The following is a 24,110-nucleotide window of genomic DNA, read 5'->3' as shown; positions in this document are numbered from 1 at the left end:
TAACTCCCGACGGATGACCCGGTTTTCGGGCAGCATTTCCCTCTAGTGGCCGCCCCTTCCCGCGGACCGACGCAGGAAGCCCACTCGGAGGAGCGAGGAGCACAGCGTGGATGCTGGCAAGACGCTGCAGGCCGCCGCCGGATTCGTGATGGCGGTGGTGCTGGGGCTGGGCATTGTGCTGCTCATGCTGCTCAGCGTGTTTTCCGGGTTGTCCTCGGCCGAAGCGCAGTGCGCGCAGCACGCCCAGGACAAGCCTCTGATGGGGTGGCCGACCGACCGGCACCAGATCGACGGCGAGTGGACCATCTTCCACCAGGGCTACGACTTCCAGGTGGCCGAGGACGCCAAGGTCTACGCGTCCCAGGACGGCAAGGTCGTCTACGCCAAGGACAACGAGGTCCGGATCCGCCTCGAGAGCGTCGAGACGCGCTACAAGTTCATGAAGACCATCACCGTCAGCAACGGCGCCGACGTCAAGCGCGGCGACCAGATCGGCACCGCCGGCACCGGCGACGAGGGCCGCGACACCGAGGGCGCCCCGATCGGAATCGGCGGCGCGCACCTGCACTGGGAGATGTGGGCCGACCAGGAGAACAACAACAAGTGGAAGATCGTTCCGAAGCCGGAGGAGAACGTCTTCGAGCTCGACTCGACGTCCGGCAGCGGGTGCAGCTGCGTCGACGGCAACCTCTCCGGGGCCAACAACCAGCAGAAGGCCTTCAACTTCTTCGTCCAGAACGGCTACTCCAAGGAGCAGGCCGCGGGCATCGTCGGCAACATGATCGCCGAGTCCAGCGTCGAGCCGGCTCGCCTGCAGAACACGGACCCGGGCGTCGTGACGCCGGCGTCCGAGGTGCTCGACACCGAGCTCGGCTGGGGCATCGTGCAGTGGACACCGGCCCGCAAGATGGTCAACCCGTCCCGCGACGCCGGCGTCCCGGACGACAAGATCGCCTCCCTGGGCTACCAGCTGGAATTCCTGATCAAGCAGCTCAACGGCGAAGGGCCGGTCGCGGAAGGCGCGGCAGGGCAGGCGATCAAGGCGGCGACAACGGTCGAGCAGGCGGCGTACGAGTTCGGCGACAAGTTCGAGCGGTTCGGCGGGCACGAGAACCCGAACCACCCGACGTACGCCGATCGCAAGGCGAACGCGCGGCACGTGTTCGACCAGTTCGCCGGTTCGGCGCCGGCGTCCGGAGGGGGCGCGCAGAACGCCTCCACCGGTGGTGGGTGCGGCGCCGGCAGCGGCAACATCGCCGAGGTCGCGAAGAACCTGGCCTGGCCCGAGGACGGGCACGACGGCACCGACGCGAGCATCGCGAAGCCGGAGTACGTCGACGCGATGGAGAAGTTCAACGACGGCTCCAGCGGCTACGTTCCCTACAGCGACTGCGGGCGCTTCGTCGCGACCGTGATGCGGATGAGCGGCGCAGACAAGGACTTCCCGAAGGTGTCGACCGGGGTCCAGTTCGACTACATGAAGGACTCCGGGAAGTACGACTACTGGCATGCCGTGCCGCCAGGCGGCATGAAACCGGGTGACATCCTGAACGGTCCCGGTCACACGTACCTGTACGTCGGGCCGTGGGGCAAGGAGGGCGGCGGGTACGACTCCGCCTCGGGTTCCCTGGGAGACCACGTGCCGGAGGCAGGTCACCTGTACGACGTCGGCGGCCAGTTCTGGGTCTTCCGGCTGAAGAACGCGCCGCAACCGGCGAGCTGAGCAAGGACAGGAGCAGCGAATGCTGGACGAGAACCGGCGGCCCTTCATGATCGGCGTCGTCGTGCTGGCGGTGGTCCTGATTCTGGTCGGCGGCGTCGTGCTGTTCCGCGGCGGCGGATCGCAGACGACGCTGACCGTGCAGTCGATCCCGAACGACCTGACCCTGAAGCTGGACGGCCACGAGATCCCGGCGAACGGCGACGTCAAGATCAAGGCAGGCACGCACACCCTCGAGGGTTCGCGGCGCGGCTTCCAGAGCTACACCCAGACCTTCACCTCGGGCAACGACGCGCTGAGCTACAAGATGTACCTGTACGCCAACAGCGCCGAGGGCCGGGAGTGGACCAAGAACAACCCCGAGCAGGAGCACAAGCTCGAGGAGGAAGCCGGCCGGAAGTACGACCAGTTCCAGGACCGGATCAAGCAACGGTATCCGATCATCAGCCAGCTCCCGTACGTCGGCGACGGCTTCCAGGCGACGTACACCAAGTCCAAGACCGACCCGACGAACCCGGAGGCGATCTCGATCGTCATCGAGGTCTTCGGCTCCCAGGGCAGGAAGAAGGCCCTCCAGTGGATCAAGGGCTACGGCTGGGACATCAACACCCTCGACGTCATCTGGACCACCGGCAAGTAGTCCGCCCCGCCGGTCAGGCGGGGAGGATGAGCTCCCCGCCCGGCGTGCCGATCGGGGACAGCGGGAAGTCCAGCGGGTTCGTCAGGCACCGGATCGAACCGCCGCCCTTGTGGAACTCCGACAGGTCCAGTACGACGACGCGCAGCCCGAGGCCCGTGAAGACGTCGTACAGCCGCGGTGAGCAGGCCGGCATGATGATCGTCTCGCCGACGACGATCGAGTTCGCGCTGAACGCGAACGCCTCCTCGTCGGTGAGCACGATCGGGTCCGGCACGATCCCGGACAACTCCGCCTGGCTCGCGGCGTCGAACGCCGGCGGGTAGATCATCGCGTGCGTGCTGTCCACCGGGCAGAACGGCAGGTCGAGGTGGTACATCCCCTCGTGGGCGATCCGCAGCCCGCGGACCCGGACGTTCCACTCGGTCGCCAGGTGCTTGAGCGCCGCTTCCTCGGTCCGCGGCCCGTACCCGACGACCAGGCTGTCGCCGAACACGAACGCGTCCCCGGACTCGAAGTGCGGCCCGACGCCCTCACCGCCGGTCCGGTCGAGCCGGAAGCCCGCCTCGGTGAACCAGCCGGCCGCGGTCAGCGACTCCTTCCGGCGCGGCTCGAACCGCATGTGCGAGAGCATCGCGCGGCCGTCCGCGGTGGCCAGCCCGAGGTTCATCGCGTACACCATGTCGGGTGAGTCGGCGCGCTGCGCCAGTACCTCGACCTCGCCGCCGGCGTCCACGATCGCCTGCCGCAGCGAGTCCCACTGCTTCAGCGTCAGCGCCGGGTCCGGCTGGTCCTGCGTCGACATGTACGGGTTGATCACGTAGTCGATCCGGAAGTGGTCCGGCCGGACCATCAGATAGCGACGACCCCACTCCAGCGGCTGCCCCATGACACCCTCCTGACTCCGTTGAGACCTGATTGCCAGATCCCCTGATTGTCCGACAATCAGTCAGTTTGAGGCTCGCCGTACCGCTAGTCAAACGGTGTGCGCGAGGTCGCTTCGGAGAGGGTGGTTCCGGGGTTGGGTAAGGACTAACCTGCGGGCATGACCCCTGACAACGAGGTTCGCTTTCGCGCCTGCCTGGACGATGTCGCGGCTTACAAGCCGGGCCGTCCGCCGGAGCGCTCCGACGGTCGCCCGACGTACAAACTCTCCAGCAACGAGAACCCGTACCCGCCGCTTCCGGGCGTGCTCGCCGCGGCCACCGAGGCCGCCGCGCAGATGAACCGGTACCCGGACATGGGTGCCGTCGACCTGCTCGAGGCGCTGTCGGACCGGTTCGGGGTACCGGTGAGCGATCTCGCGGTCGGGACCGGGTCGGTCGCGCTGCTGTACCACTTGCTGCAGGCGACGGTCGCGGAGGGCGACGAGGTCGTGTACGCGTGGCGCTCGTTCGAGGCGTACCCGATCGCGGTCCAGCTGACCGGCGCGACGTCGGTCAAGGTGCCGCTGACCGCCGAGGCCCGCCACGACTTCAAGGCGATCGAGGCCGCGATCACCGATCGCACCAAGGTCGTGCTGGTCTGCACGCCGAACAACCCGACCGGCCCGGTGGTACGACGCGACGAGCTGCTCGCGTTCCTCGACGCCGTACCGTCGAACGTGCTGGTCGTGATCGACGAGGCGTACCGCGAATTCGTCCGGGAGACCGACGTCGTGGACGGGGTCGACCTGTACCGCGACCGGCCGAACGTGCTGGTCCTGCGGACGTTCTCGAAGGCGTACGGGCTGGCCGGGTTCCGGGTCGGGTACGCGATCGGTCACCCGGCTGTCGTCGCGGCGATCCGGAAGTGCGCGCTCCCGTTCGGCGTCAGCTACGTGGCCCAGGCGGCCGCGATCGCATCCCTCGCGGTCGAGGAGGAGCTGCTGGAGCGGGTCGACGCCCTGGTCGAGGAGCGTCAGCGGGTCGTCTCCGCGCTACAGGCCGCCGGCTGGGACGTCCCGGAGTCGCAGACGAACTTCGTCTGGCTCGAGCTCGGCGAGGACACGGTCCGCTTCGCCGAGGCTGTCCAGGCCGAGGGCGTCTCGGTCCGCCCGTTCCCCGGCGAAGGCGTCCGCGTAACCATCGGCGAACCCGAAGCCAACAACCTGTTCCTCACCGTCGCCAGCGCCTGGCGCCAGTGAGTGCTCTTGTTTGGATCTCGGGTGCTTCGGCCGGGATCGGCGCTGCGCTCGCTGCGAGGGTGCCGTACCCGAACGCCCGGGTCGTCGACATCTCACGCCGCGGTGGTACGGCGGAACACTTCAAGGCGGACCTAGCGGATCCCGCCGACTGGTCCCGCGTTGCGGAGCACTTCACCGCCGAGCTGTCGACGTACGACGGCGACCGCGTGATCTTCATCCACAACGCCGGCACGATCACACCGATCGGCCCAGCGGCCGGAGCAGACCCGGACGCCTACACCCGAGCGGTCCTGCTGAACTCGGCCGCACCGCAGGTCCTCGGCGCCGCGTTCCTCCGGGCGTCCGCGCACCTCACCTGCGAGCGCCACCTGATCATGCTCTCCTCCGGCGCCGCAACCACGGCGTACTCCGGCTGGTCGTCGTACAACGCCGGCAAAGCCGCGGTCGAACACTGGGTACGCACGGTAGGCCAGGAACAACCACCCGATGGGTGCCGCATCCTCGCCGTGGCCCCCGGCGTAGTAGACACCGCCATGCAATCCGAAATCCGATCCACCCCCGAGACCGACTTCCCCGCCGTACCCCGCTTCCACAACCTCAAATCCACCGGCGCCCTCACCACCCCCGAAACAGCAGCCACCGGCATCTGGTCCCTCCTACCCCGAGACCTCCCCAACGGCACCTGCACAGACCTCCGCACCCTCTAACCCACCTGTGCGCCCCAACCGGTCCCACTGAACAGGCAATTTCGGCTCTCCGGTCCGATGTGTGGGTGTCGGTGGGGGCACCCGAGGACTTATGACAGGCCGTGGCGGGCTGGAACCCGACATTTCCTGTCTCCGCCCACCAGCTCCTATCTCCAGTCCCCACCGCACCACACCACCGCTCGCAGGCACGCACCACACCACCGTCCGGCGTGCACCGTCCGGTCCGTGCCGCTGGCCGGCCCTGGACCGAGCGCGACGAGAGCCCGCACACGAGGGGATATCCGACGGTGTTGTGGCTTCTCCGTTGGTATTAGAGGGGAGAACCCACAACACCAGGGGATATCCGTCCTCCTGCCGGATGGGTGGGTGTTGTGGTGCCGGCTGGGTGATCGGGCTGGTGGCGGCACGGCTGCTCGCGGGTCGTGGGATGTGCAAGCTCGACAGGTAGAGCACCGGTGAGACGGTGTACGCACGGACACGTTCACGCTCAGGTGCACTACCCAGCCGACCGACACATCCTGTCGAGCTTGCACATCACACCAAGCCTGGCACCACCGCAGACCCCCATCGACCACCCACACATCAGTCACAAGAACCGCAATTTCCTGTCCCCCACCCCCAGAAACTGTCCGGACCGTCGGCCGATGCCCGGCGGACTGTGGTCAGCCCCACGCGGTGCTACGCGCGGCTCCTCCGTCGCCGTGCTACGCGCCGCTCCCACCACCCGGTTGCGCGCGGCTGGCGCCGCTCCGCGTGCGGCTAGCGCCGCCAAGCGACTGCCCTCCGGTATCGCGGACTCTGCTGCGTCGCGGCACGTTGGCCCAGACGATCCACCGGTGCTGCGCACGCCAGCCGCACTGCAGTTGCAGCGGGTGGGGCACAACCGGAATCCTGCGGCGGTTCAGGTTGTGGCGGGCGCACCGGTGCGGGCAATCACGTCAGGCGGGTATGGGTCGCTGCCGTACTCGCTCGCGAGCGGTAGCTCGCAACTCCCGGCGTGAGCTGGAAACGGATGCGCCGGCGCTAGCCGGACGGTGGGTGGGAGTGCGCGCAGCGGGCGCGTTGAGGAGCGTAGCGACGAAGTGGGCGCCTGCGTAGCACGCGGGGCTGATCACTTGCAGACGCAAAGAGGCGGCGCCGGGAGGAGTGAGGCTTGCTCCCGGCGCCGCGTTGTGTTGCTCCGAGTCAGTCAATCCACCGAGGTGACTGGTTCGGGTCCTGCATCACTGACCAGGGAGGGTCAGTTGTTCTGCTCGTTGCTCTGCTCGCAGGTCTTGAGCGAGTCGACGGAGTTGCCGTCGTTGTTGAAGCCCAGGATGCCGGTCGGGTTCGACAGCGGGACAGTGCCGCCGATGCCGGTGATGTCGACCTGGTTGTGGCAGACCTGCCACGGACCGACCTTGTTGTCGGACACGGAGACGACACCGTTGCCGTCGGCCTTGTACCACTTGCGGTTCTGCTCGTTGTCCTGCTCGCAGGTCTTGACGGCGGTCACGCTGTTGCCGTCGTTGTCCCAGCCCACGATGCCGGTGATGTCGTTGGCCGGCACGGTGCCGCCGATGCCGGTGCCGGCACCGAGGTTGTGGCAGGCCTGGAACGCGCCGAGGTCGTTGCGGTCGATGGCGACCAGCGAGCCGTCCTTCTTGGCGCCCCACCAGCGAGCGTGGCCCGCGTCGTAGCCCTTGCTGGCAGAGGACACCTGGTCGGCCAGGTCGGTGACCTGAGCCTTCTGCTGGGCGTCGTCGAGAACGTTGGCGCTCACGACGGTGGCCAGACCGAGGGTGGCGACAGTCGCCACCGCTGCAGCGGCGACGATCTTGCGAGTTACCTGCATTATGCCAGGTTTCCTTTCGGGTTTTGACGGATTCGTCTTAGTGGTAACGACACCTGGCACAGGCGGTTACAAACTTTTTCGTCAACTTTTTTCCGGGTACCGGTGCGCATAGTAGTCCGGTGATGAGTTCCCTGACGAAGCAGCGAATCTCGTGCTGACCAGGCAACTTGCCGGTAATCAGGCGGTCGGGAGAGTGAGCGGAAGTTGAGACGGAAAGTCCCGTAACCGAGCTCCCGGTACGTCGTTGAGTCAGCGCGGGTGACGGAAGCCCGGTGAATCGGGAGATTGTTTCGGTGGGCTCGGTGGCTGCCGAATTGGCAATAGCACGATTCGTCGGAATATGTTGGAACCATTGCCGGAGTTTCGCGCCGTGTTTTTCGGGCCACGGCGCGACCGGCGGCCAGACCCGCTGCCGCGCGCATCGGCAGCGGTGGGAGACCCGGGTCCCTTGGGGCCCGGGTCTTTCCTTTGCCCGAGCAGCGGTATGAGGACTACGACCGCCGGCGCTCCGAGGTGACGACGAGCGCGACGCCGACGATGATCACCGCGCCGCCGAGCAGGATCTGCCAGGTCAGGCTCTCGCTCAGGATCAGCCAGCCGAGGAACACCGCGACGGCTGGGTTCACATACGCGTACGTGCCCACCAGCGAGATCGGAGCGTTCGCCAGCAGATACGAGTACGCCGTGTACGCGAGCAGCGACCCGAACACCACCAGGTAGCCGAGTGCGATCCATCCGCTCCCGTGGATCCGGTCGAGGTGCAGCCGCCCCGGCTCTCCCCGCAGTACGCCGAGCAACACCATCGCCGTACCGCCGAAGACCATTTCGTAGAGCGCGGTCACCAGGGGATCCCGCGGCAGCCCGAGCCGCGGCGCGTACCGCGAGCCGATCGCCCAGCAGATCGTGCCGACCACCAGGATCGCCACCGACAGCGGCTTCGCGCTCGTGTTGCCACCTGACAACGCGAGCAGCGCCGCCCCGCCGAACCCGATCAGTACGCCGACCCAGGTCATCGACCGTGGCCGCTCACCGCCGCCGACCCGCAGCAGCATCAACCACAACGGGATCGCCGCGACCAGCAACGCAGCCAGTCCGGACGGCACCGTCTGCTCTGCGATCGCCACCGCGCCGTTGCCGAAGGCAAGGAGCAGGATCCCAACTGTGGCCGCGCCGATCGCCTCGCGGCGGGTGATCCGCAGCCGCGGCCAACCCGACTTCAGGGCCAGGCCGGCGGCCATCAGTAACGCGGCGGTGAGGAAGCGGGTGGCCATCCCGAGCATCGGCGGGATCTCCGCCTCCACCACGACCCGGATCGCCAGGTACGTCGAACCCCAGACGACGTACACGACCGCGAGGGCGGTCCAGATCATCGCGCCCGAGGCCGTCCGGGAACCGGTCTCGACCACTCTGGCGGGAGCAGACGCGGCCATCGGGAGCCTCCTCGAGCATGTCAGGGGTGTTTTGCAAGAACGATGCTTACGCTATGGCTCGCGGTGACTCCGGCGCAAGGCGGTATCCGGCCACCGATCCACGGATTCCCGCCAAGCGGCGGTCTGTCGAGATCCATTTGTGACACTTGCCGTCGAGGCGCCCGATCTCTGTAATATGAGCGTGACGATAGGACCAGTGGTTGGACTGGTGTCTCACCGCAGGACCGATTTCGGTACCGCCGTACCCGCCGGAGTCCAGACAGTTAGCGAATCAGGCACCTCGTCGGTACGGTGTCCGGCAAGATGGGAGTGAGACCAGTGAGGAGGTCCACTGCCAGCAGTGCATCAACCCCTGGAATCACGCGGACCAGCCTGCGAAAGCCTCATCCGGCGCACCGGGCCGGCCCCGTGCAACGTTGCGGTCGCGGCGATCCCGCGCTCGAACCCGAGGAGTGCATGTGAGTGAGTCGGTGCCGGGCCCTGCCCCGGAAGTGTTCGCGCCCCATGAGGCGCCGGTCAGTCCGCCCCAGGCCTCCGAGGAGGTCGAGTTCGTCCAGCTCCTGACGCCCGAAGGCGAGCGCGTCGAGCATCCGGACTACACGTTCGACCTGGACGACGAGACGATCAAGGGCTTCTACCGGGACATGGTCCTGGTTCGCCGGATCGACACCGAGGCGACCGCCCTGCAGCGCCAGGGTGAGCTCGGGCTGTGGGCGTCGCTGCTCGGCCAGGAGGCCGCGCAGATCGGCTCCGGCCGCGCGTTGAACAAGAAGGACATGGTCTTCCCGACGTACCGCGAGCACGGCGTCGCGTTCTGTCAGGGCGTCAACCCGCTGAACCTGCTCGGCCTGTTCCGCGGGGTCGACCAGGGCGCGTGGGACCCGAAGGACAACAACTTCCACCTCTACACGATCGTGATCGGCGCGCAGACGCTGCACGCGACCGGGTACGCGATGGGCCAGCAGCGCGACCACGCGATCGGCGACGCCGAGAACGGCGAGGCCACGATCGCGTACTTCGGCGACGGCGCCAGCAGCCAGGGCGATGTCAACGAGGCGTTCATCTGGGCCTCGGTGTTCAACGCCCCGGTGGTGTTCTTCTGCCAGAACAACCAGTGGGCGATCTCGGAGCCGATCGACCGGCAGACCCGGATCCCGCTGTACCAGCGCGCCGCCGGCTTCGGCTTCCCCGGCGTCCGCGTCGACGGCAACGACGTACTCGCGACGTACGCCGTCACGCAGCAGGCCCTGAAGCGGGCCCGCGAGGGCAGCGGCCCGACGCTGATCGAGGCGTACACGTACCGGATGGGCGCGCACACCACGTCCGACGACCCGACGAAGTACCGGCTGAACGAGGACCTCGAGCACTGGAAGCTCAAGGACCCGATCGAGCGTGTGCACGCGTACCTGAGCCGGCATGCCGCCGTCGATCACGACTTCTTCGACGAGATCGAGGCGGAGGGCGACAAGATCGCCGCCGAACTGCGGGCCGGCTGCCTCGCGCTGCCGGACCCGGTGCTCACGGACTTCTTCCAGAACGTGTACGTCGAGGAGACTCCGCAACTGGCCGAGCAGCGGGACCAGTTCATCGCGTACGCCGCTTCGTTCGAAGGCGAGGGCTGAGCGATGACCAAGATCACTCTCGGCAAGGCCATCAACGCCGGACTCCGGGCCGCGATGGAGAAGGACCCGAAGGTCGTCGTGATGGGCGAGGACATCGGCAAGCTCGGCGGCGTGTTCCGGGTCACCGAAGGCCTGCAGAAGGACTTCGGCGAGGACCGGGTGATCGACACCCCGCTCGCCGAGTCCGGGATCATCGGCACCGCGGTCGGCCTCGCGCTGCGCGGATACCGGCCGGTCTGCGAGATCCAGTTCGACGGCTTCGTGTTCCCGGCGTACGACCAGATCATCAACCAGGTCGCGAAGATGCACTACCGGTCGATGGGCAAGATCAGGATGCCGATCGTCATCCGGATCCCGTACGGCGGCGGTATCGGTGCGGTCGAGCACCACTCGGAGTCGCCGGAGACGCTGTTCGCGCACGTGCCGGGGCTCAAGGTGATCTCCTGCGGCGACCCGGTCGACGCGTACTGGATGATTCAGCAGGCGATCACGTCCGACGACCCGATCGTGTTCTTCGAGCCGAAGCGCCGGTACCACGAGAAGGCCGAGCTGGACGAGGCGACGCCGCCGACGCTGCCGCTGCACAAGGCCAAGGTGGTCCGGGAGGGCACCGATGCGACGCTGCTCTGCTACGGCCCGATGGTGAAGACGTGTCTGCAGGCGGCCGAGGCCGCGGTCGAGGACGGCCGCAACCTGGAGGTCATCGACCTGCGGACGATCGCGCCGTTCGACCTGGCGACGATCTTCGCGTCCGTTAAGAAGACACGGCGCGCGGTTGTGGTGCACGAGGCGCCGTACTCGTTCGGCCCGGGGTCGGAGATCGCGGCGCGGGTGACCGAGGAGTGCTTCTACCACCTCGAGGCACCGGTGCTGCGTGTCACTGGGTACGACACTCCGTACCCGCCGTCGCGGATGGAGGACGACTACCTTCCGGACCTCGACCGGGTGCTGGACGGCGTCGACAAGGTGATGGGGTACTGATGGGCATCCAGCAGTTCCGCCTCCCCGACGTCGGCGAAGGACTCGTCGAGGCCGAGATCGTCAGCTGGAAGGTCAAACCCGGCGACACGGTCAAGCTCAACGACACCGTCGTCGAGATCGAAACCGCAAAGTCGCTGGTCGAGCTTCCGGTTCCGTTCGCGGGCGTCGTCAGCGAGTTGCTCGTGCCGGAGGGCGAGACGGTCCCGGTCGGTACGCCGATCATCTCGGTGCAGACCGAGTCCGCCGAAGCCTCGCCGGAGGACCTGGTCCCCACGATCCCCGAGCCCGAGGAAACCGGCGGCCGCACCGCGGTCCTGGTCGGCTACGGCCCCAAAACCACCGAAGCCAAACGCCGCCAGCGCAAGCCTTCTACTCCGGCGGCCGAGGTTCTCGCTCCACCAGTTCCTGTGTCCGCACCGGTTCCTGAGCCGGTTGTTGCGCCGGTTGCTGGGGGCAACGGGTCTGTTCACGTGTTGGCGAAGCCGCCGGTGCGGAAGTTGGCCAAGGATCTCGGGGTTGATCTGGCGGTGGTGACGGCGACCGGGCCGGGTGGGGTGATCACGCGGGCCGACGTCGAGGGTTACGTGGCGGCGCCTGCGGTTGCGGACGTTCCGGCGTACGAGCCTGCTCCGGTTGTCAGCGGTCGCGAAGACACCCGCGTTCCGGTCAAGGGTGTGCAGAAGGTGATGGCGCAGGCAATGGTTGCCAGTGCGTTCACCGCGCCGCACGTGACCGAGTGGATCACCGTCGACGTCAGCGCCACGATGGAACTGGTCGAACGGTTGAAGTCGGACAAGGCGTTCAAGGACCTGCGAGTCTCCCCGTTGCTGATCGTCGCGAAGGCGGTCACGCTGGCGGCCCGTCGTACGCCGATCGTCAACGCGGCCTGGGACGAGCAGGCGCAGGAGATCGTCTACAAGGGCGCGGTCAACCTCGGCATCGCCGCGGCCACTCCGCGTGGGCTGATCGTCCCGAACATCAAGGGCGCCGACTCGCTCACTCTGCCCGACCTGTGCAAGGCGCTGAACGACCTGGTCGCCACCGCCCGCGAGGGCAAGACCCAGCCGGCGGACCAGGCCGGCGGTTCGTTCACGATCACCAACGTCGGCGTGTTCGGTGTCGACGCCGGTACGCCGATCATCAACCCGGGCGAGGCCGCGATCCTCGCCTTCGGCGCGGTCCGCAAGCAGCCGTGGGTGGTGGACGACGAGATCGTCCCACGCTGGATCACCACGCTCGCGCTGTCCTTCGACCACCGCCTGATCGACGGCGAAAAGGGTTCCACCTTCCTCGCCGACGTAGCAGGCATCCTCGAAGACCCAGCCCGCGCACTGATGTTCTGACCACCCCAGGCCCGGGTGAATCAACCCGGGCCTGCGTGGCAGATACCTGCCACGCAGGAATCACGCCCGGTGAGCATCCGTACCGTCGGTGTGATGCCCAGTCAGAAGATCGCCCCCGTGCAGACGGTCCGGCTGATGCACCGCAAGAACACCTTCGGCCGGTACGCCGGATGGAACACGGTCGCCTGGGACTACGTCGGCTACGTGCACCATGTACGGCGACCGCAGGACGGCGACTCGGTGTACCGCTGGGTCGGCGACTGCGCCGTGTGCAGCAACCCGCCCACCTACCGCGTCTACAGCGTTGCCGCGACCAGGCGAGTCCTCAGGATCTGGAACTCCGTCGGCGGCGTCATCGCGCTGCTCGGCGTCGCGGCGATCCTTGTCGGGATCTTCGGCTCAGTCGACCGAGCAGGCGTTTGGATCGGCGGTGGTGTTGGCGCCTTGTTCCTCGGACTGACGGCAATCGGGCTTGCCGACGACTACTTCGGGTTCATCGGGCCCGGCCTCTCGTCGTCAGGACACCCGGTGCACCGGCTGGTGTTGCCGGACAACACTGAGGTTTGACCTCAAGCGCTTGAAGTGTGTGAGCGTGGTGGGCATGACGAGCTTCACCATTCAAGAGGTCTCGCGGCGGAGCGGGCTGAGCGAGCCGACGCTGCGGTACTACGAGGACGTCGGGCTTGTCGGTCCGATCGACCGCGATACGAGCAGCGGGCATCGCCGGTACCGCAGTACGGACGTCGACACCCTCGAAGCGCTGGCTTGTCTGCGGGCGGCCGGCGTCAGCATCGACGACATGCGCACGTACCTCGCCAACCGCTTGCGTGGACGGGAGGCGGCAGCCGAGCAACGTGACCTGCTGCTGCGGCACGCCGAGCGGATCGAGGCCGAGATCGCCGCCCAGCACGTGCGTCTCGCGTATCTCCGCGGCAAGGCCGAGCTCTGGGACGCCCGGGATCGCGGCGACGACACCGCCGAGGCCGCGGCGATCGAGCGGCTGATCAGCGTGGTTGGGGAGCTGCGATGAGCCCGGTTCTGGTCACCGGCGGGTCCGGATACTTGGGTACCCATTTGATCGCTCGGCTCCTGCGGGACGGACAAGAGGTGCGTACGACGGTGCGCTCGACAGCACGCTCCGCCGAACTGCGGGCCGCCGTACGTCGTGGTGGTGCGGACGACGCGCGCCTCGAGATCGTCGAGGCGGACCTGATGACGGATGACGGCTGGTCCGGGGCAGTGGATGGCTGTCTCGAGATTCACCATGTCGCTTCGCCGATTCCCGTCGTACAGCCGGAGGATCCCGATGAGCTCATCGTTCCCGCTCGTGAGGGGACGCTGCGGGTACTGCGGGCCGCAGAGGCTGCGGGTGCGCGGCGCGTCGTACTGACGTCGTCGTTCGCGGCGGTCGGGTACACGCCGAAGGCCGGGGCCGAGTTCACCGAGGACGATTGGACGGATCCGGATACGCCCGGACTCGCGCCGTACCCACACTCGAAGGCGATCGCCGAACGCGCCGCCTGGGACCTGATGCGCGACGCCGCCACGGAACTCGTGGTCGTCAATCCGACCGGGATCTTCGGCCCGACGCTCATCACGGACCTGCGCTCCTCGACCCAACTGATCAAAATGATGCTCGACGGCACGATGCAGGTCGCGCCACGCGCACGCTTCGGATTGGTCGACGTCCGCGACGTCGCCGACCTGCACGTCCGTGCGATGGCCGAACCCGATGCCGCAGGCAACCGTTTCCTCGCCGTCGCCAACGGCCCGACAACCAGCTTCCTCGAGATCGCCCAACTCCTCCACCGCAATCTAGGCACGAACACCCCGACCGAGGAGGCCCCGGGCCCCGACCTCCCCCACCCCGTCATCCACAACGACCGCGCCCGCAAACTCCTCAACTGGTCCCCCCGACCTCCCGAAACAACCATCCTCGAAACCGCCCAGAGCCTCCACAACCTCGGTCTACTACCCCCAGGCATCCTCTGAACGCCAGCGCCACCCCGCCCTGGACGGCCCGCCCGCGCCGACCGTCAATGAGTGGAAAGTGGCATGCCAACTCCGCGGCGGCTGGTGGATCGTTCGCAGCACGTGCGATCTGCACGCTCGACAGGTAGAGCACCGGCGAGACGGTGTACGCACGGACACGTTCACGCTCAGGTGCACTACCAGGCCACCCGACACCTCCTGTCGAGCTGCACATGTACGACGTCTCACCGGTGCCTAATCCGCCTGACTGGCTCGGCCCGGCGGTGAGAGGGTGGTGCGGTGCTGGTGATCTTGGTGGTGCTCGGGGCGGCGGTGCTGCACGCGACGTGGAATGCGATGGCTCACGGGGCGCCGGATCGGGTCGCCGGGCTGGCGTTGTTCGAGCTTGCGGCGGGCGTGATCGGGCTCGTCGCGGTGCTGGTGATGGGGCTGCCGCCGGCCGGGACGTGGTGGTACATCATCGCGTCCGCGTTGCTGCATCTCGCGTATCTCGGTGGATTGCTGGCGTCGTACCAGCTGGGTCAGTTCAGCCAGATGTACCCATTGGCCCGCGGTACGTCGCCGTGGGTCGTGGCTGTGGTGTCCATCGTCGTACTGCACCAGACCCTGGCCGTACTCGAGTTGGCCGGCGTACTGCTCGTGTCGGCCGGACTGATCGCGCTCGTGTTCATCGGGCGTCCGGGGCGGGGCCAGGTCCCGGCGCTGTTCGCCGCGATCGGGACGGGGCTGATGATCGCGTCGTACACGGTCGTCGACGGGCTCGCCGTACACAAGATGCCGGTGGCGACGTACATGGGCTGGGTGTTCATGCTGCAAGGGTTCGCGGTCCCGCTGGCGGTCGTGTGCTGGCGCGGCCCGCGAGTCTTCAACCTGCCCCGCCCCGCGATCCTCTCCGGCCTCACCGGCGGCGTCGTCTCCATGGCCGCCTACGGACTGGTCCTCTGGGCCCAAACCCGCGGCACCCTCGCCGCCATCGCCGCCCTCCGCGAAACCAGCATCATCTTCGGCGCCATCATCGGCGCAATCTTCTTCCACGAACGCTTCGGCCCCAAACGAGCCGCCGCCGCCACGGTCGTAGTAGCCGGCATCATCCTCATCACCACCGGCTAGCCCTCTCGATCGTCGAGTCGTGCGATGTGGCTGGAGATCCGAGCCTCGATCCACGACTCGGCGATCGGGGTCGGAGCCAATCGCCACGACTCGACGAGGTTCGGGGTTATCGGCAGGTGCGGTCGGTGCTGCGCGGGTCGTCGACGGCGCGGCTGCGGTAGATCTCGCCGGCCATGGCCGCGTCGCGCCACGGTCGGGCCTTCTCGAACCACATCGCGAAGTCGGGCCGGTTCAGGTCGGCGTACACCACGCCCTCACCGCCGTCGAGCTGTGCGAGGTAGCGACCGTCGGGACCGATCACACCGGAGTTCATCAGGTGCGCGGTCTGCGAAGGCAAGGCCATCGCGACCCAGTAGGTATTGATCGAGGCGTGGGTGCGGGCCTTGGCCTCGAAGACCTCGTCGACGGGATAGGCCGACAGGAGCAGGCAGTCGACACCGAGTTCGCGGTACTGCGAGAACAGGTCGGGGAAATTGATCTCGATACAGATCGCGCACCCGAACCGGAACCCGTCGACCTCGAAGACGACCGGATCGAACCCCGGGCTGTAGAACTGCGTGATCTCGGTGTGCGAGCAGAACCGCTTGTCGTAGCGATCGACAACCCTCCCCTCGTCCGAGATCACGTACAGGCTGTTGTGCGGCCGATGCGGCGGGGTCAGCGGGTGCGCGGAGCCCAGTACAACCCAGATGCCCAGCTCCGCGGCCAGTACGGCGATCTGCTCGAGCTCGTCGCGCACTGCTGACCAGTCGACGTCGTCCCAGTCCTGGATCTGCTCCTTGGCGTACCCGGATAGGAACCCTTCCGGAAACTGCACCAGCCGAGCGCGTTCACCGGCGGCCTCCCGCATCAGCCGCCGCACCGTGCCGCCGTTGCGACGTACGTCGGCGGTGGCAATCGTCTGAGCGACCGCGATACGAAGAGATTGCTTGCGTGTAGTCACTGTCGTCCTTCATGCCCCGGCGCACAGCCCTCCAGCAACCACGCCCGAGACAGTCGGACCAGCGACAACGACCTGAGACCCGAAGTCCCTTTGCCTTCACAACAGACCGCGCTGGAGACGACCACCGAAGGTTAGGCGCAGGCCACGCCGCGACACATGCTGCCCGCTCTCCAAGCCCGGCGTCAACCAGCTCGGGGTTGGGAGGCCGGCTCTACGCCTGGACCGGGCCATATGGGTGGAGTCGTCTGTCCAGCCATCGAGGCCACTTCGGCCAGCGGTTCTCCCAGTCGAGTTGCCACGACCGATTGGCGAAGCCGACAGGGTCCAGCTCAATACCTCGTTGTCCGATCAGCTCGCCGTACTCGCGCAGGAGCCCTCGGAGCTTGGCCAGGTCCTCCTCCCCGGTCAGCTCCAGGACGACGAGTCCGTTCTCTGTGCGCAATCTGATCACCCGCCCGGTCTCTGTCATCGCGGCGGTGTACTCGCCTTCGTCAACGTCAACTGCTTCCATCCAGTCCTCGGCGGACTCGAGTGACGGAAACATGGAGAGATCCATGTCATCGAACAGAAACACGACTCGAGGGTCGTCGTCGGCCATGGCCTCATCATCGCGCCGTGCCCTCTGCGTGTCCCAAGGAGAACACGCCAGAGCGGTCCACCAGTCATCAACGGCGGTACGCCGCAGTGGCTCGGACAACAGCCGACTTTGCCGCGGGCGCGGAGTGCGCAGTCGCGTGCGAGCGCTAGCGAGCAGAAGGCGGGCGTGGGCTGATCGTGCTGTGAGTGGGGGTCCCGGGTGGGACCCCCACTCGGGTTAGCGGGTTACGGCGTCCAGGGCGTCGGCGATTCCTTCGCCGTAGAAGGCGTTGTTGGTGGTGGTGCCGGTGCAGCGGGGGTCGGGGGTGGTGGGGCAGGCGGTGTCGTCGGCTTCGCGGTGGAGGGCGCGTTCGATGTCGCGGGGGCCCCACCACGGGTGGGTGGACTTCATCAGGGCCGCGATGCCGGCGACGTGCGGCGACGCCATCGACGTACCGCTGAACTTGGCGTAGCCGCCGGGGACTGTGGACAGGATGGAGCTGCCGGGGGCGGCGACGTCGATCTTGTTCAGGCCGAAGTTGGAGAAGCTGCTCTTCACGCGGGCCTGGGTGGTGCTGGCGACGGTGATGACGCCGGGCAGCTCGGTCGGCATGTCGAGGCAGTCGTTGTTGATCGTCCGCGTGACGGGGGTCGAGTCGTTCGGGCTGTTGGTGTCCGTGGTCTTGTTGGACAGGTCGTAATTCGAGTTACCCGCGGCCGCGACCGAGAGTGTGCCCTGGTCGGTCGCCCACGCGTACGCGCGCCGTACGGCTTCCTGCACCGCGCCCTGGTCCCCGTTGTCCTTGCACCAGAACTCGTACGGGTCGATGAAGTAGCTGTGGTTCGTGACGGCCATGCGGTGCTGGGCGGCCCACACGATCCCGCAGATCGAGTACTCCGGGAAGATGAAGCCGGCGTCGTTCACGACCTTGACGGACGCGATCCGTACGCCGGGCGCGACCCCGACGATCCCGATGCCGTTCCGGGCCGCCGCGACCGTCCCAGCCACGTGCGTGCCGTGCGCACTCGTCGTCGGCCGCCACGCGCCTGCGGTGGTGTCCGGTACGCCGTTGTTGACGCAGCTGACCGAGTCCGCCGCGTCGAAGTTCGGTGCGAGGTCGGGATGGGTGTCGTCGACGCCGCTGTCGTTGATGCCGACGAGCACCTTGCGGGAGCCGTCGGTCACCGCGTGCGCCTGGTCCGCCTTGATCTGGACCATGTCCCACTGCTGGCCCTCGTCCGGGTCGGCGACCGGGGTCGCCTCGGCGAGGTCGTTCGTGTTCAGCCCGCCGGGGCCTTCGCTGACCGCCGCGGTCCGCGTGGCTCCGACCGACTGCACATCACGCGAAAAGCGGACTTCGGTCTTGAAGTCCGGGTTCGTCGACTGCGCGATCACCACGCCGAGCTGCCGGTACGAGACCAGGACGGTCCCGCCGGCCGCTTTCACCGCGTTCTCGGTCTTCCGGACGTGACCGGGCGTGGCCTTCGTGTTCACCACGTAGTTCATCAGCGGGCCGGGAGCTGGGTCGGCTTGCGCCGTGGTCGCGGCACCCAGCGACACACATGCCAGGGCGATGGCGGAGAGGCCGGCCGCCAGTCGGCGGGGACGGAACGTTCGGGACAAGATGCCTCCTCAGGGCTGGCCGGGCGGACGGGCCCGGTACGCCGAGACTCTAGGACGGATTCGCGACACACGGAGTCCTTCATCCACAACACAGGGGAAACCCTGCATCACGCTCAGTTCCCCACATCCTGTGGATCGGCCTGTGGATAACTCGTGGACAAGCTGGGGAATACCCGGCCGCATCGGTGGATTGAGTGTGTGTGTAAGATAGATACAACAGAGATACGAGCCGTATGGGTGGGAGTTCAGTGGTAGGCGGGGACCCGGCGCAGGCGCCGGATGCGTTGATATTGGGTGACGAGACCGCGGAGATCGCTCGCGTGGTCGTCGAGGCGGCGCCGGGGGTGGAGAAGATCCCCGCGGCCGAGCGCGTGTACGCGTACGTGAAGGCCGCGATCCTGGACCGGGCCTACCCCGGAGGCGAGCTGCTCACCGAGGGTGAGCTGGCGACCGCCGTCGGCGTTTCCCGTACGCCGGTGCGCGAGGCGCTGCTCCGCCTCGAGGAGTCCGGCCTCGTCAAGCTGTACCCGAAGCGCGGTGCGCTCGTCCTTCCGGTGCTGCCGCAGGAGATCGACGACGTCCTCGAGGCCCGCGAGCTCATCGAGACGCACGCCGCCGCCAAGGTCTGGCCGCGGCGCAAGCAGCTGGTCGAGACCCTGACCGCGCGCGTCGACGAGATGCGCGCACACCGCAAGGCCGGTGACGCGAAGAGCTTCCTGGAGGCCGACCGGGCCTTCCACGAGGCCATCGTCGATGCCGCCGGCAACCAAATCCTGGCGAAGCTCTACAACAGCCTGCGCGACCGTCAGGTCCGGATGGGCGTGCCGGGGATCCAGGTCCAGCCGGTCCGGATGGACAAGTCCATCACCGCGCACCAGGAGATGATCGACGCGCTCGGCGGCAACAGTGTCAAGCGCTTCCGTGAACTCGTCATCGCACACATCGCCGAAGCCTCAAGCGATCTGCGGGGGACTCGGTGACCGAACTCCTCTTCCCCCTGGGCGGTCGGCGAGCCTGGGCGGTGTGGGCCACTGCTGTCCTGACGTACCTCGTGACCGTGCTGCACCGCGGCTCGATGAGCGTCGCCGGCCTCCAAGCCGCAGAACGCTTCGACATCTCCGCATCCGCTCTAGCGAGCTTCACCGTCGTACAGCTCACGGTGTACGCCGCTATGCAGGTCCCCGTTGGCGTACTACTCGACAGGTACGGCTCCAAGCGCCTGCTGATCACCGCGTCCGGACTGCTGTTCCTAGCGCAGTCGGCGTTCAGCCTGGTCGACTCGTACCCCGCTGCGCTCGCCGCACGCGCCGTACTGGGTGTCGGCGACGCACTGGTCTTCATCAGCGTGCTGCGTGTGGTCATGTCCTGGTTCCCCGCGCTACGGCAGCCGGTGATGTCGCAGGCGACCGGAATGCTCGGTGGCCTCGGAGCGATCATGTCGACCGTGCCGATGGCCGCTGCCTTCCACGCCTTCGGCTGGACGACCACGTTCGCCAGCGCGAGCGTGCTGAGCCTCTTGGCCGGTGTGCTCGTGCTGTTCCTCATCAAGGACTCGCCGTACGACGAACCGCTCCGCCGCGCCAAGCAGCCGCTGCACGAGGTCAAGAAGAACCTGCGCCGCGCCTGGCAGGAGCCGGGTACGCGACTCGGTCTGTGGACGCACTTCACCACCAGTTTCTCCGGCAGCACGTTCGGCCTGCTCTGGGGCTACCCGTTCCTCGTACAGGGACAGGGACTCGCTCCGACGACCGCTGCGGCCATGCTGATCATTCCTGTGCTGGCAGGGCTCTGCTACGGCCCGCTGGTCGGACGGTACGCCGCCAAGTTCCCGTTCTACCGCTCGTGGATCGTGCTGGCGGTGATCGCGGGCTCGGTCGTGATGTGGACCGTCGTACTGCTCTGGCCGGGTCGTGCGCCGTTGCCGGTGCTCCTGGCGCTCATCGTCGTACAGGCGGCCGGCGGACCGGGCTCGATGCTCGGGCTGGACTACGCGCGGACGTTCAACCCCACGACGCGCTTCGGTGCGGCCAACGGCATGGTCAACACCGGCGGGTTCATCGCCACCCTGATCTGCATCGGCATGGTCGGCGTACTGCTCGACGCGTCGTCAGGTGGTGCACCGATGGTGATCGACGACTTCAAGTACGCGCTGGCGTTCCAGTACGTGCTGTGGGCGATCGGCACCCGGCAGATCCTCAAGTACCGGCGGAAGGCCCGCGGCAACCTGGCGCGGTACAACCCCGAGGCGTACCAGGCCCTGCTCGCCAACGAGATCGTCCCGCTGAAGGGCTGAGACAGCACGCTGGCACGGGGTGTCAGGGAAGTGCCAGGGCGGTGACAGGGCAACGCGGCACGGTAGTCCCAGTAGTTCAGTGACTGGGAGGAACCGATGACCACAACGAACCAGGTCGCCATCGAGGCGGTCGGTCTGGTCAAGAAATATGGCAGTACGACCGCGCTTGCCGGCGTCGACCTGAGCGTGCCCACCGGCACGGTCCTCGGAGTCCTCGGCCCGAACGGCGCCGGCAAGACGAGCGCGGTCCGCATCCTCGGCACGCTGCTCCGCCCGGACAGCGGCCACGCCACGGTCGGCGGGTACGACGTCGTCCGGGAGGCCGGCAAGGTCCGGAGCATCATCGGGCTGACCGGGCAGTACGCGAGTGTCGACGAGGACATGTCCGGCCGCCGGAACCTGATCATGATCGGCCGCCTGCTCGGCTACTCGCGGCCGCAGGCCCGCGCCAGGGCGGACGAGCTGCTGGAGCGGTTCGAGCTGGTCGACGCCGGTGACCGGATCGCGAAGACGTACTCCGGCGGTATGCGCCGCCGGCTCGACCTGGCCTCGAGCCTGGTCGGCAACCCGAGCATCCTGTACCTGGACGAGCCCACGACCGGTCTCGACCCGCACGCCCGGAACGGCGTCTGGGAGACGATCCGCAACCTGGTGCTCGACGGGACCACGGTGCTGCTCACCACGCAGTACCTGGAAGAGGCTGACGCGCTGGCCGACTCGATCGTGGTGTTCGACAAGGGTTCCGTGGTCGCGAACGGGCGGCCCGCCGAGCTGAAGGCGCAGGCGGGCAAGCAGTCTCTGGACGTCCGCCCGGCCGAGCCGGCCCACCTCGAGCGGGTCGCCGCGATCGTGGCGGAGTCGACCGGGACACGTCCGAGCGTCGACGTGGTGAACACGCTCGTCAGCGTTCCGGTCAGCGACGGTTCGTCGATGCCGGTCGTCGTACGGCGGCTGGACGAGGCGGGGATCGCGGTGACCGAGCTGTCGCTGCGGCTGCCCAGCCTGGACGAGGTGTTCCTGGCGCTGACCGGGCACACCGCCGAAGAGAAGAAGTCCGACGCCGTACTGGAAGGAGCGAGCCGATGAGCACCGCAACTCTTGAACCAGCTGCCCACCTGGGCCACCGGTCACGGCCGTTCGCCTGGGTACAGCAGAGCCTGACACTCGCCTGGCGGAACATCGTCCGGATCCGGCAGAACCCGGAAGCCCTGGCGGACGTGACGTTCCAGCCGATCATCTTCCTGGCGCTGTTCCTGTTCGTGTTCGGCGGAGCGATCTCGCAGGGTGGCGGCTGGCGCGGCTACCTGCCGCAGCTGCTGCCCGGCCTGCTCGTGCAGACCGTGGTGTTCGCGACGATGGGCACCGGGGTCGGCCTGAACGACGACTTCGCCAAGGGCGTCTTCGACCGGTTCCGCAGCCTGCCGATCGCCCGGATCTCCCCGCTGATCGGGGCGGTCCTCGGCGATGCGGTCCGGTACTCGCTGTCGATCATGGTCCTGATGGTGAGCGGCTTCGTACTCGGTTTCCGCTTCGACAACGGGGTCGGCAACGGCCTCCTGGGCATGCTGATCGTGCTGCTGTTCGCGCTGTCGATGTGCTGGATCTGGGTCTGGCTCGGCCTGGTCATGAAGACCGCCCAAGGCGTGCAGGGCGTCGCGTTCCTGGTGATGTTCCCGCTGACCTTCGGCAGCAACATCTTCGTCCCGACCAGTACGCTGCCGGGTTTCCTGCAGGCCTTCACCAAGGTCAGTCCGATCACGTACCTGGTCGACACCGAGCGCGCCTTGATGGGCGGCGGTGCGCTCCAGAAGCCGCTCCTGATCACGCTGGCCTGGATGGTCGGTCTCGTCGCGGTCTTCGCGCCGCTGGCGATCCGTGCCTACCGCCGCCGTACCTGAGCAAATTGTCGGTGGTGAGCGGCACAGTGGTCGGTATGACGACCAACTGGACGCTCACCATCGACTGCGCGGATCCGGCCCTCGTCGCACGCTTCTGGTGTACGGCGCTCGGCTACACGAAGGCGGATCCGCCGAAGGGCTGGAACACCTGGGAGGACTGGCTCACCGAGCTGAACGTCCCCAAGGACGAGTGGGACGACGGCGCGTCGATCTCCGACCCGAACGGCGTACTCCCGAACATCTCGTTCCTCAAGGTCCCCGAGCCCCGCACGGTCAAGAACCGCCTGCACCTGGACCTCCAGGTAGCCGGCGGCCGCGCCGTACCCCAGCCCCTCCGCGAACAACGCATCCGCGCCACCGCCGAAACCCTCGTCCAAGCCGGCGCCACCCTGGTCCGAGAAGTCCCCATGGACAACTCCACCACCCTCGACCACCTCTGGCTCCAAGACCCCGAAGGCAACGACTTCTGCGTCGTCTGACCCCAACAACCGGGGCATCCCGGGGCATCCCGGGGCAGATCGAGACGCGTTGTCCACAAGCGCAGTTTCGGGCACGGGAATTCGCTCTCGCCGTGGATAGCCTGACTCGGTGCGGATCAATGTGTATATCGACGGTTTCAACCTGTACTACGGCTCCCTCAAGGGCCGGCCGTACAAGTGGTTGAACCTCGAGAAGATGTGCGGGTTCTTGTTGCAGCGGTTCGAGATCGGGCGCATCCGGTATTTCACCGCGCTGGTCAAGGAACGCCCGGACGATCTGCAGGCGCCGGTCCGGCAGCAGGCGTATCTGAGGGCCCTCGGCACGCTGTCGACCGTCGAGGTGCACCTCGGCAGCTTCCTCACCAAACCGACGCGGATGATGCTGGCGAATCCGCCCAGTGCCGGCCCGCGGACGGTCGAGGTGATCAAGACCGAGGAGAAGGGATCCGACGTCAACCTCGCGACCTATCTCCTGGTGGATGCCTTCCGGAACGACGCAGACGCTTTCGCGGTTGTCAGCAACGACTCCGACCTGACCGAGCCGATCCGGATCGTTCGGCACGAGCTCGGAAAGGTGGTGGGGTTGCTCAACCCACAGCCGGTGCCCAGCCAGCGGCTGCTGACCTGCCGCCCGACCTTCGCGAAGCAGATCCGTTCGGGAGTCCTGGGCGCCAGCCAGTTCCCCGAGCGGGTGCAACACGGCGCAGGATCCGTGATCCACAAGCCGACCGGGTGGTGAAAAGCAGAAGCCCCACCAGAGGTGGGGCCTCGCACCCAGCCACCGAAGCGACTGGGG

At 67.4% G+C, this 24,110-nt stretch carries 23 protein-coding genes; 17 read left to right on the top strand and 6 right to left on the bottom strand.

Annotated features, from left to right (window positions below; all coding sequences use genetic code 11):
- Nucleotides 1–106 precede the first annotated feature (106 nt).
- Both ACLJOO_RS09960 and ACLJOO_RS09955 read left to right on the top strand, forming a co-directional pair.
- The gene (locus tag ACLJOO_RS09960; protein WP_410786583.1) at nucleotides 107–1,723 is read left to right on the top strand and encodes a phage tail tip lysozyme; all 1,617 of its coding nucleotides are present in this window, start codon (nucleotides 107–109) and stop codon (nucleotides 1,721–1,723) included.
- Between the two features lie 19 nt (nucleotides 1,724–1,742).
- Nucleotides 1,743–2,360, top strand: coding sequence for an S-layer protein (locus ACLJOO_RS09955; protein WP_410786582.1), 618 nt, complete (start codon nucleotides 1,743–1,745; stop codon nucleotides 2,358–2,360).
- A 13-nt stretch (nucleotides 2,361–2,373) separates the two neighbouring features.
- On the opposite strand, the gene ACLJOO_RS09950 is transcribed toward ACLJOO_RS09955, so the two are convergent.
- Nucleotides 2,374–3,246, bottom strand: coding sequence for a dimethylarginine dimethylaminohydrolase family protein (locus tag ACLJOO_RS09950; RefSeq protein WP_410786581.1), 873 nt, complete (start codon nucleotides 3,244–3,246; stop codon nucleotides 2,374–2,376).
- A gap of 156 nt (nucleotides 3,247–3,402) precedes the next feature.
- On the opposite strand from ACLJOO_RS09950, the gene hisC reads away from it, so the two are divergent.
- Nucleotides 3,403–4,482: a histidinol-phosphate transaminase gene (gene hisC, locus ACLJOO_RS09945; RefSeq protein WP_410786580.1), complete on the top strand. Its 1,080-nt coding sequence runs from the start codon at nucleotides 3,403–3,405 to the stop codon at nucleotides 4,480–4,482.
- On the top strand, nucleotides 4,479–5,189 hold the full coding sequence (locus ACLJOO_RS09940) for an SDR family NAD(P)-dependent oxidoreductase (protein WP_410786579.1): 711 nt from the start codon (nucleotides 4,479–4,481) through the stop codon (nucleotides 5,187–5,189). The genes hisC and ACLJOO_RS09940 overlap by 4 nt, the downstream gene beginning before the upstream one ends.
- 1,240 nt (nucleotides 5,190–6,429) lie before the next feature.
- Here the strand turns inward: ACLJOO_RS09940 and ACLJOO_RS09935 are convergent.
- On the bottom strand, nucleotides 6,430–7,023 hold the full coding sequence (locus tag ACLJOO_RS09935; RefSeq protein WP_410786578.1) for a hypothetical protein: 594 nt from the start codon (nucleotides 7,021–7,023) through the stop codon (nucleotides 6,430–6,432).
- A gap of 491 nt (nucleotides 7,024–7,514) precedes the next feature.
- Complete coding sequence (locus ACLJOO_RS09930) at nucleotides 7,515–8,453, bottom strand: EamA family transporter (RefSeq protein WP_410786577.1); 939 nt, start codon at nucleotides 8,451–8,453, stop codon at nucleotides 7,515–7,517.
- Nucleotides 8,454–8,911: 458 nt separating this feature from the next.
- On the opposite strand from ACLJOO_RS09930, the gene pdhA reads away from it, so the two are divergent.
- The 7 genes from pdhA (at nucleotide 8,912) to ACLJOO_RS09895 (ending at nucleotide 15,501) form a co-directional block, all read left to right on the top strand.
- The gene (gene pdhA / locus ACLJOO_RS09925) at nucleotides 8,912–10,075 is read left to right on the top strand and encodes a pyruvate dehydrogenase (acetyl-transferring) E1 component subunit alpha (protein ID WP_410786576.1); all 1,164 of its coding nucleotides are present in this window, start codon (nucleotides 8,912–8,914) and stop codon (nucleotides 10,073–10,075) included.
- A gap of 3 nt (nucleotides 10,076–10,078) precedes the next feature.
- Complete coding sequence (locus ACLJOO_RS09920; protein ID WP_410786575.1) at nucleotides 10,079–11,056, top strand: alpha-ketoacid dehydrogenase subunit beta; 978 nt, start codon at nucleotides 10,079–10,081, stop codon at nucleotides 11,054–11,056.
- Nucleotides 11,056–12,399, top strand: a complete 1,344-nt coding sequence (locus tag ACLJOO_RS09915; RefSeq protein ID WP_410786574.1) for a dihydrolipoamide acetyltransferase family protein — start codon at nucleotides 11,056–11,058, stop codon at nucleotides 12,397–12,399. Before ACLJOO_RS09920 ends, ACLJOO_RS09915 begins: the two co-directional genes overlap by 1 nt.
- Nucleotides 12,400–12,492: 93 nt before the next feature.
- Nucleotides 12,493–12,966 carry a hypothetical protein gene (locus ACLJOO_RS09910; protein ID WP_410786573.1) on the top strand — a complete coding sequence of 158 codons (474 nt, stop codon included), beginning with the start codon at nucleotides 12,493–12,495 and terminating at the stop codon, nucleotides 12,964–12,966.
- Between the two features lie 34 nt (nucleotides 12,967–13,000).
- Complete coding sequence (locus tag ACLJOO_RS09905) at nucleotides 13,001–13,429, top strand: MerR family transcriptional regulator (RefSeq protein WP_410786572.1); 429 nt, start codon at nucleotides 13,001–13,003, stop codon at nucleotides 13,427–13,429.
- Entirely contained in the window at nucleotides 13,426–14,391 is a 966-nt protein-coding gene (locus ACLJOO_RS09900; RefSeq protein WP_410786571.1) for an NAD-dependent epimerase/dehydratase family protein, read from the top strand. Before ACLJOO_RS09905 ends, ACLJOO_RS09900 begins: the two co-directional genes overlap by 4 nt.
- Before the next feature lie 279 nt (nucleotides 14,392–14,670).
- Nucleotides 14,671–15,501 (top strand): EamA family transporter, encoded by an 831-nt coding sequence (locus ACLJOO_RS09895; RefSeq protein ID WP_410786570.1) that lies wholly within the window; start codon nucleotides 14,671–14,673, stop codon nucleotides 15,499–15,501.
- Nucleotides 15,502–15,607: 106 nt separating this feature from the next.
- Here ACLJOO_RS09895 and ACLJOO_RS09890 read toward each other — a convergent pair whose 3' ends face one another.
- The 3 genes from ACLJOO_RS09890 to ACLJOO_RS09880 all read right to left on the bottom strand — a co-directional run bounded on the left by ACLJOO_RS09890 (nucleotide 15,608) and on the right by ACLJOO_RS09880 (nucleotide 18,644).
- Nucleotides 15,608–16,444 carry a carbon-nitrogen hydrolase family protein gene (locus tag ACLJOO_RS09890; RefSeq protein ID WP_410786569.1) on the bottom strand — a complete coding sequence of 279 codons (837 nt, stop codon included), beginning with the start codon at nucleotides 16,442–16,444 and terminating at the stop codon, nucleotides 15,608–15,610.
- A gap of 211 nt (nucleotides 16,445–16,655) precedes the next feature.
- Nucleotides 16,656–17,042 (bottom strand): hypothetical protein, encoded by a 387-nt coding sequence (locus tag ACLJOO_RS09885; RefSeq protein ID WP_410786568.1) that lies wholly within the window; start codon nucleotides 17,040–17,042, stop codon nucleotides 16,656–16,658.
- Nucleotides 17,043–17,258: 216 nt separating this feature from the next.
- Nucleotides 17,259–18,644 (bottom strand): S8 family peptidase, encoded by a 1,386-nt coding sequence (locus tag ACLJOO_RS09880; protein WP_410786567.1) that lies wholly within the window; start codon nucleotides 18,642–18,644, stop codon nucleotides 17,259–17,261.
- Between the two features lie 248 nt (nucleotides 18,645–18,892).
- Between ACLJOO_RS09880 and ACLJOO_RS09875 the strand changes: the two genes are divergently transcribed.
- From ACLJOO_RS09875 to ACLJOO_RS09850, 6 genes are all read left to right on the top strand, one after another.
- A complete protein-coding gene (locus ACLJOO_RS09875) occupies nucleotides 18,893–19,624 on the top strand; it encodes a GntR family transcriptional regulator (protein ID WP_410786566.1) in 732 nt (243 codons plus the stop codon).
- Nucleotides 19,621–20,937, top strand: coding sequence for an MFS transporter (locus ACLJOO_RS09870; RefSeq protein ID WP_410786565.1), 1,317 nt, complete (start codon nucleotides 19,621–19,623; stop codon nucleotides 20,935–20,937). Before ACLJOO_RS09875 ends, ACLJOO_RS09870 begins: the two co-directional genes overlap by 4 nt.
- A 96-nt stretch (nucleotides 20,938–21,033) precedes the next feature.
- Nucleotides 21,034–22,023, top strand: a complete 990-nt coding sequence (locus tag ACLJOO_RS09865) for an ATP-binding cassette domain-containing protein (RefSeq protein ID WP_410786564.1) — start codon at nucleotides 21,034–21,036, stop codon at nucleotides 22,021–22,023.
- On the top strand, nucleotides 22,020–22,835 hold the full coding sequence (locus ACLJOO_RS09860) for an ABC transporter permease (RefSeq protein ID WP_410786563.1): 816 nt from the start codon (nucleotides 22,020–22,022) through the stop codon (nucleotides 22,833–22,835). The genes ACLJOO_RS09865 and ACLJOO_RS09860 overlap by 4 nt, the downstream gene beginning before the upstream one ends.
- 35 nt (nucleotides 22,836–22,870) lie before the next feature.
- Complete coding sequence (locus ACLJOO_RS09855) at nucleotides 22,871–23,314, top strand: VOC family protein (protein ID WP_410786562.1); 444 nt, start codon at nucleotides 22,871–22,873, stop codon at nucleotides 23,312–23,314.
- A gap of 109 nt (nucleotides 23,315–23,423) precedes the next feature.
- Nucleotides 23,424–24,053, top strand: a complete 630-nt coding sequence (locus ACLJOO_RS09850; protein WP_410786561.1) for an NYN domain-containing protein — start codon at nucleotides 23,424–23,426, stop codon at nucleotides 24,051–24,053.
- The last annotated feature ends 57 nt before the right edge of the window (nucleotides 24,054–24,110 follow it).

Origin of the sequence: Kribbella sp. C-35, assembly GCF_046549195.1 — a bacterium.
Taxonomy (GTDB): Bacteria; Actinomycetota; Actinomycetes; order Propionibacteriales; family Kribbellaceae; genus Kribbella.
Note: the sequence above shows the minus strand (reverse complement) of the source record. Positions and strands in the feature narration are given on the sequence as shown.

Coding starts and splice junctions, on each gene's coding strand:
- ACLJOO_RS09860 (WP_410786563.1), top strand. CDS start 22,020: ATGAGCACCGCAACTCTTGAACCAGCTGCCCACCTGGGCCACCGGTCA.
- ACLJOO_RS09915 (WP_410786574.1), top strand. CDS start 11,056: ATGGGCATCCAGCAGTTCCGCCTCCCCGACGTCGGCGAAGGACTCGTC.
- ACLJOO_RS09920 (WP_410786575.1), top strand. CDS start 10,079: ATGACCAAGATCACTCTCGGCAAGGCCATCAACGCCGGACTCCGGGCC.
- ACLJOO_RS09955 (WP_410786582.1), top strand. CDS start 1,743: ATGCTGGACGAGAACCGGCGGCCCTTCATGATCGGCGTCGTCGTGCTG.
- ACLJOO_RS09950 (WP_410786581.1), bottom strand. CDS start 3,246: ATGGGGCAGCCGCTGGAGTGGGGTCGTCGCTATCTGATGGTCCGGCCG.
- ACLJOO_RS09935 (WP_410786578.1), bottom strand. CDS start 7,023: ATGCAGGTAACTCGCAAGATCGTCGCCGCTGCAGCGGTGGCGACTGTC.
- ACLJOO_RS09905 (WP_410786572.1), top strand. CDS start 13,001: ATGACGAGCTTCACCATTCAAGAGGTCTCGCGGCGGAGCGGGCTGAGC.
- ACLJOO_RS09885 (WP_410786568.1), bottom strand. CDS start 17,042: ATGGCCGACGACGACCCTCGAGTCGTGTTTCTGTTCGATGACATGGAT.
- ACLJOO_RS09910 (WP_410786573.1), top strand. CDS start 12,493: ATGCCCAGTCAGAAGATCGCCCCCGTGCAGACGGTCCGGCTGATGCAC.
- ACLJOO_RS09855 (WP_410786562.1), top strand. CDS start 22,871: ATGACGACCAACTGGACGCTCACCATCGACTGCGCGGATCCGGCCCTC.
- ACLJOO_RS09865 (WP_410786564.1), top strand. CDS start 21,034: ATGACCACAACGAACCAGGTCGCCATCGAGGCGGTCGGTCTGGTCAAG.
- ACLJOO_RS09930 (WP_410786577.1), bottom strand. CDS start 8,453: ATGGCCGCGTCTGCTCCCGCCAGAGTGGTCGAGACCGGTTCCCGGACG.
- hisC (WP_410786580.1), top strand. CDS start 3,403: ATGACCCCTGACAACGAGGTTCGCTTTCGCGCCTGCCTGGACGATGTC.
- ACLJOO_RS09900 (WP_410786571.1), top strand. CDS start 13,426: ATGAGCCCGGTTCTGGTCACCGGCGGGTCCGGATACTTGGGTACCCAT.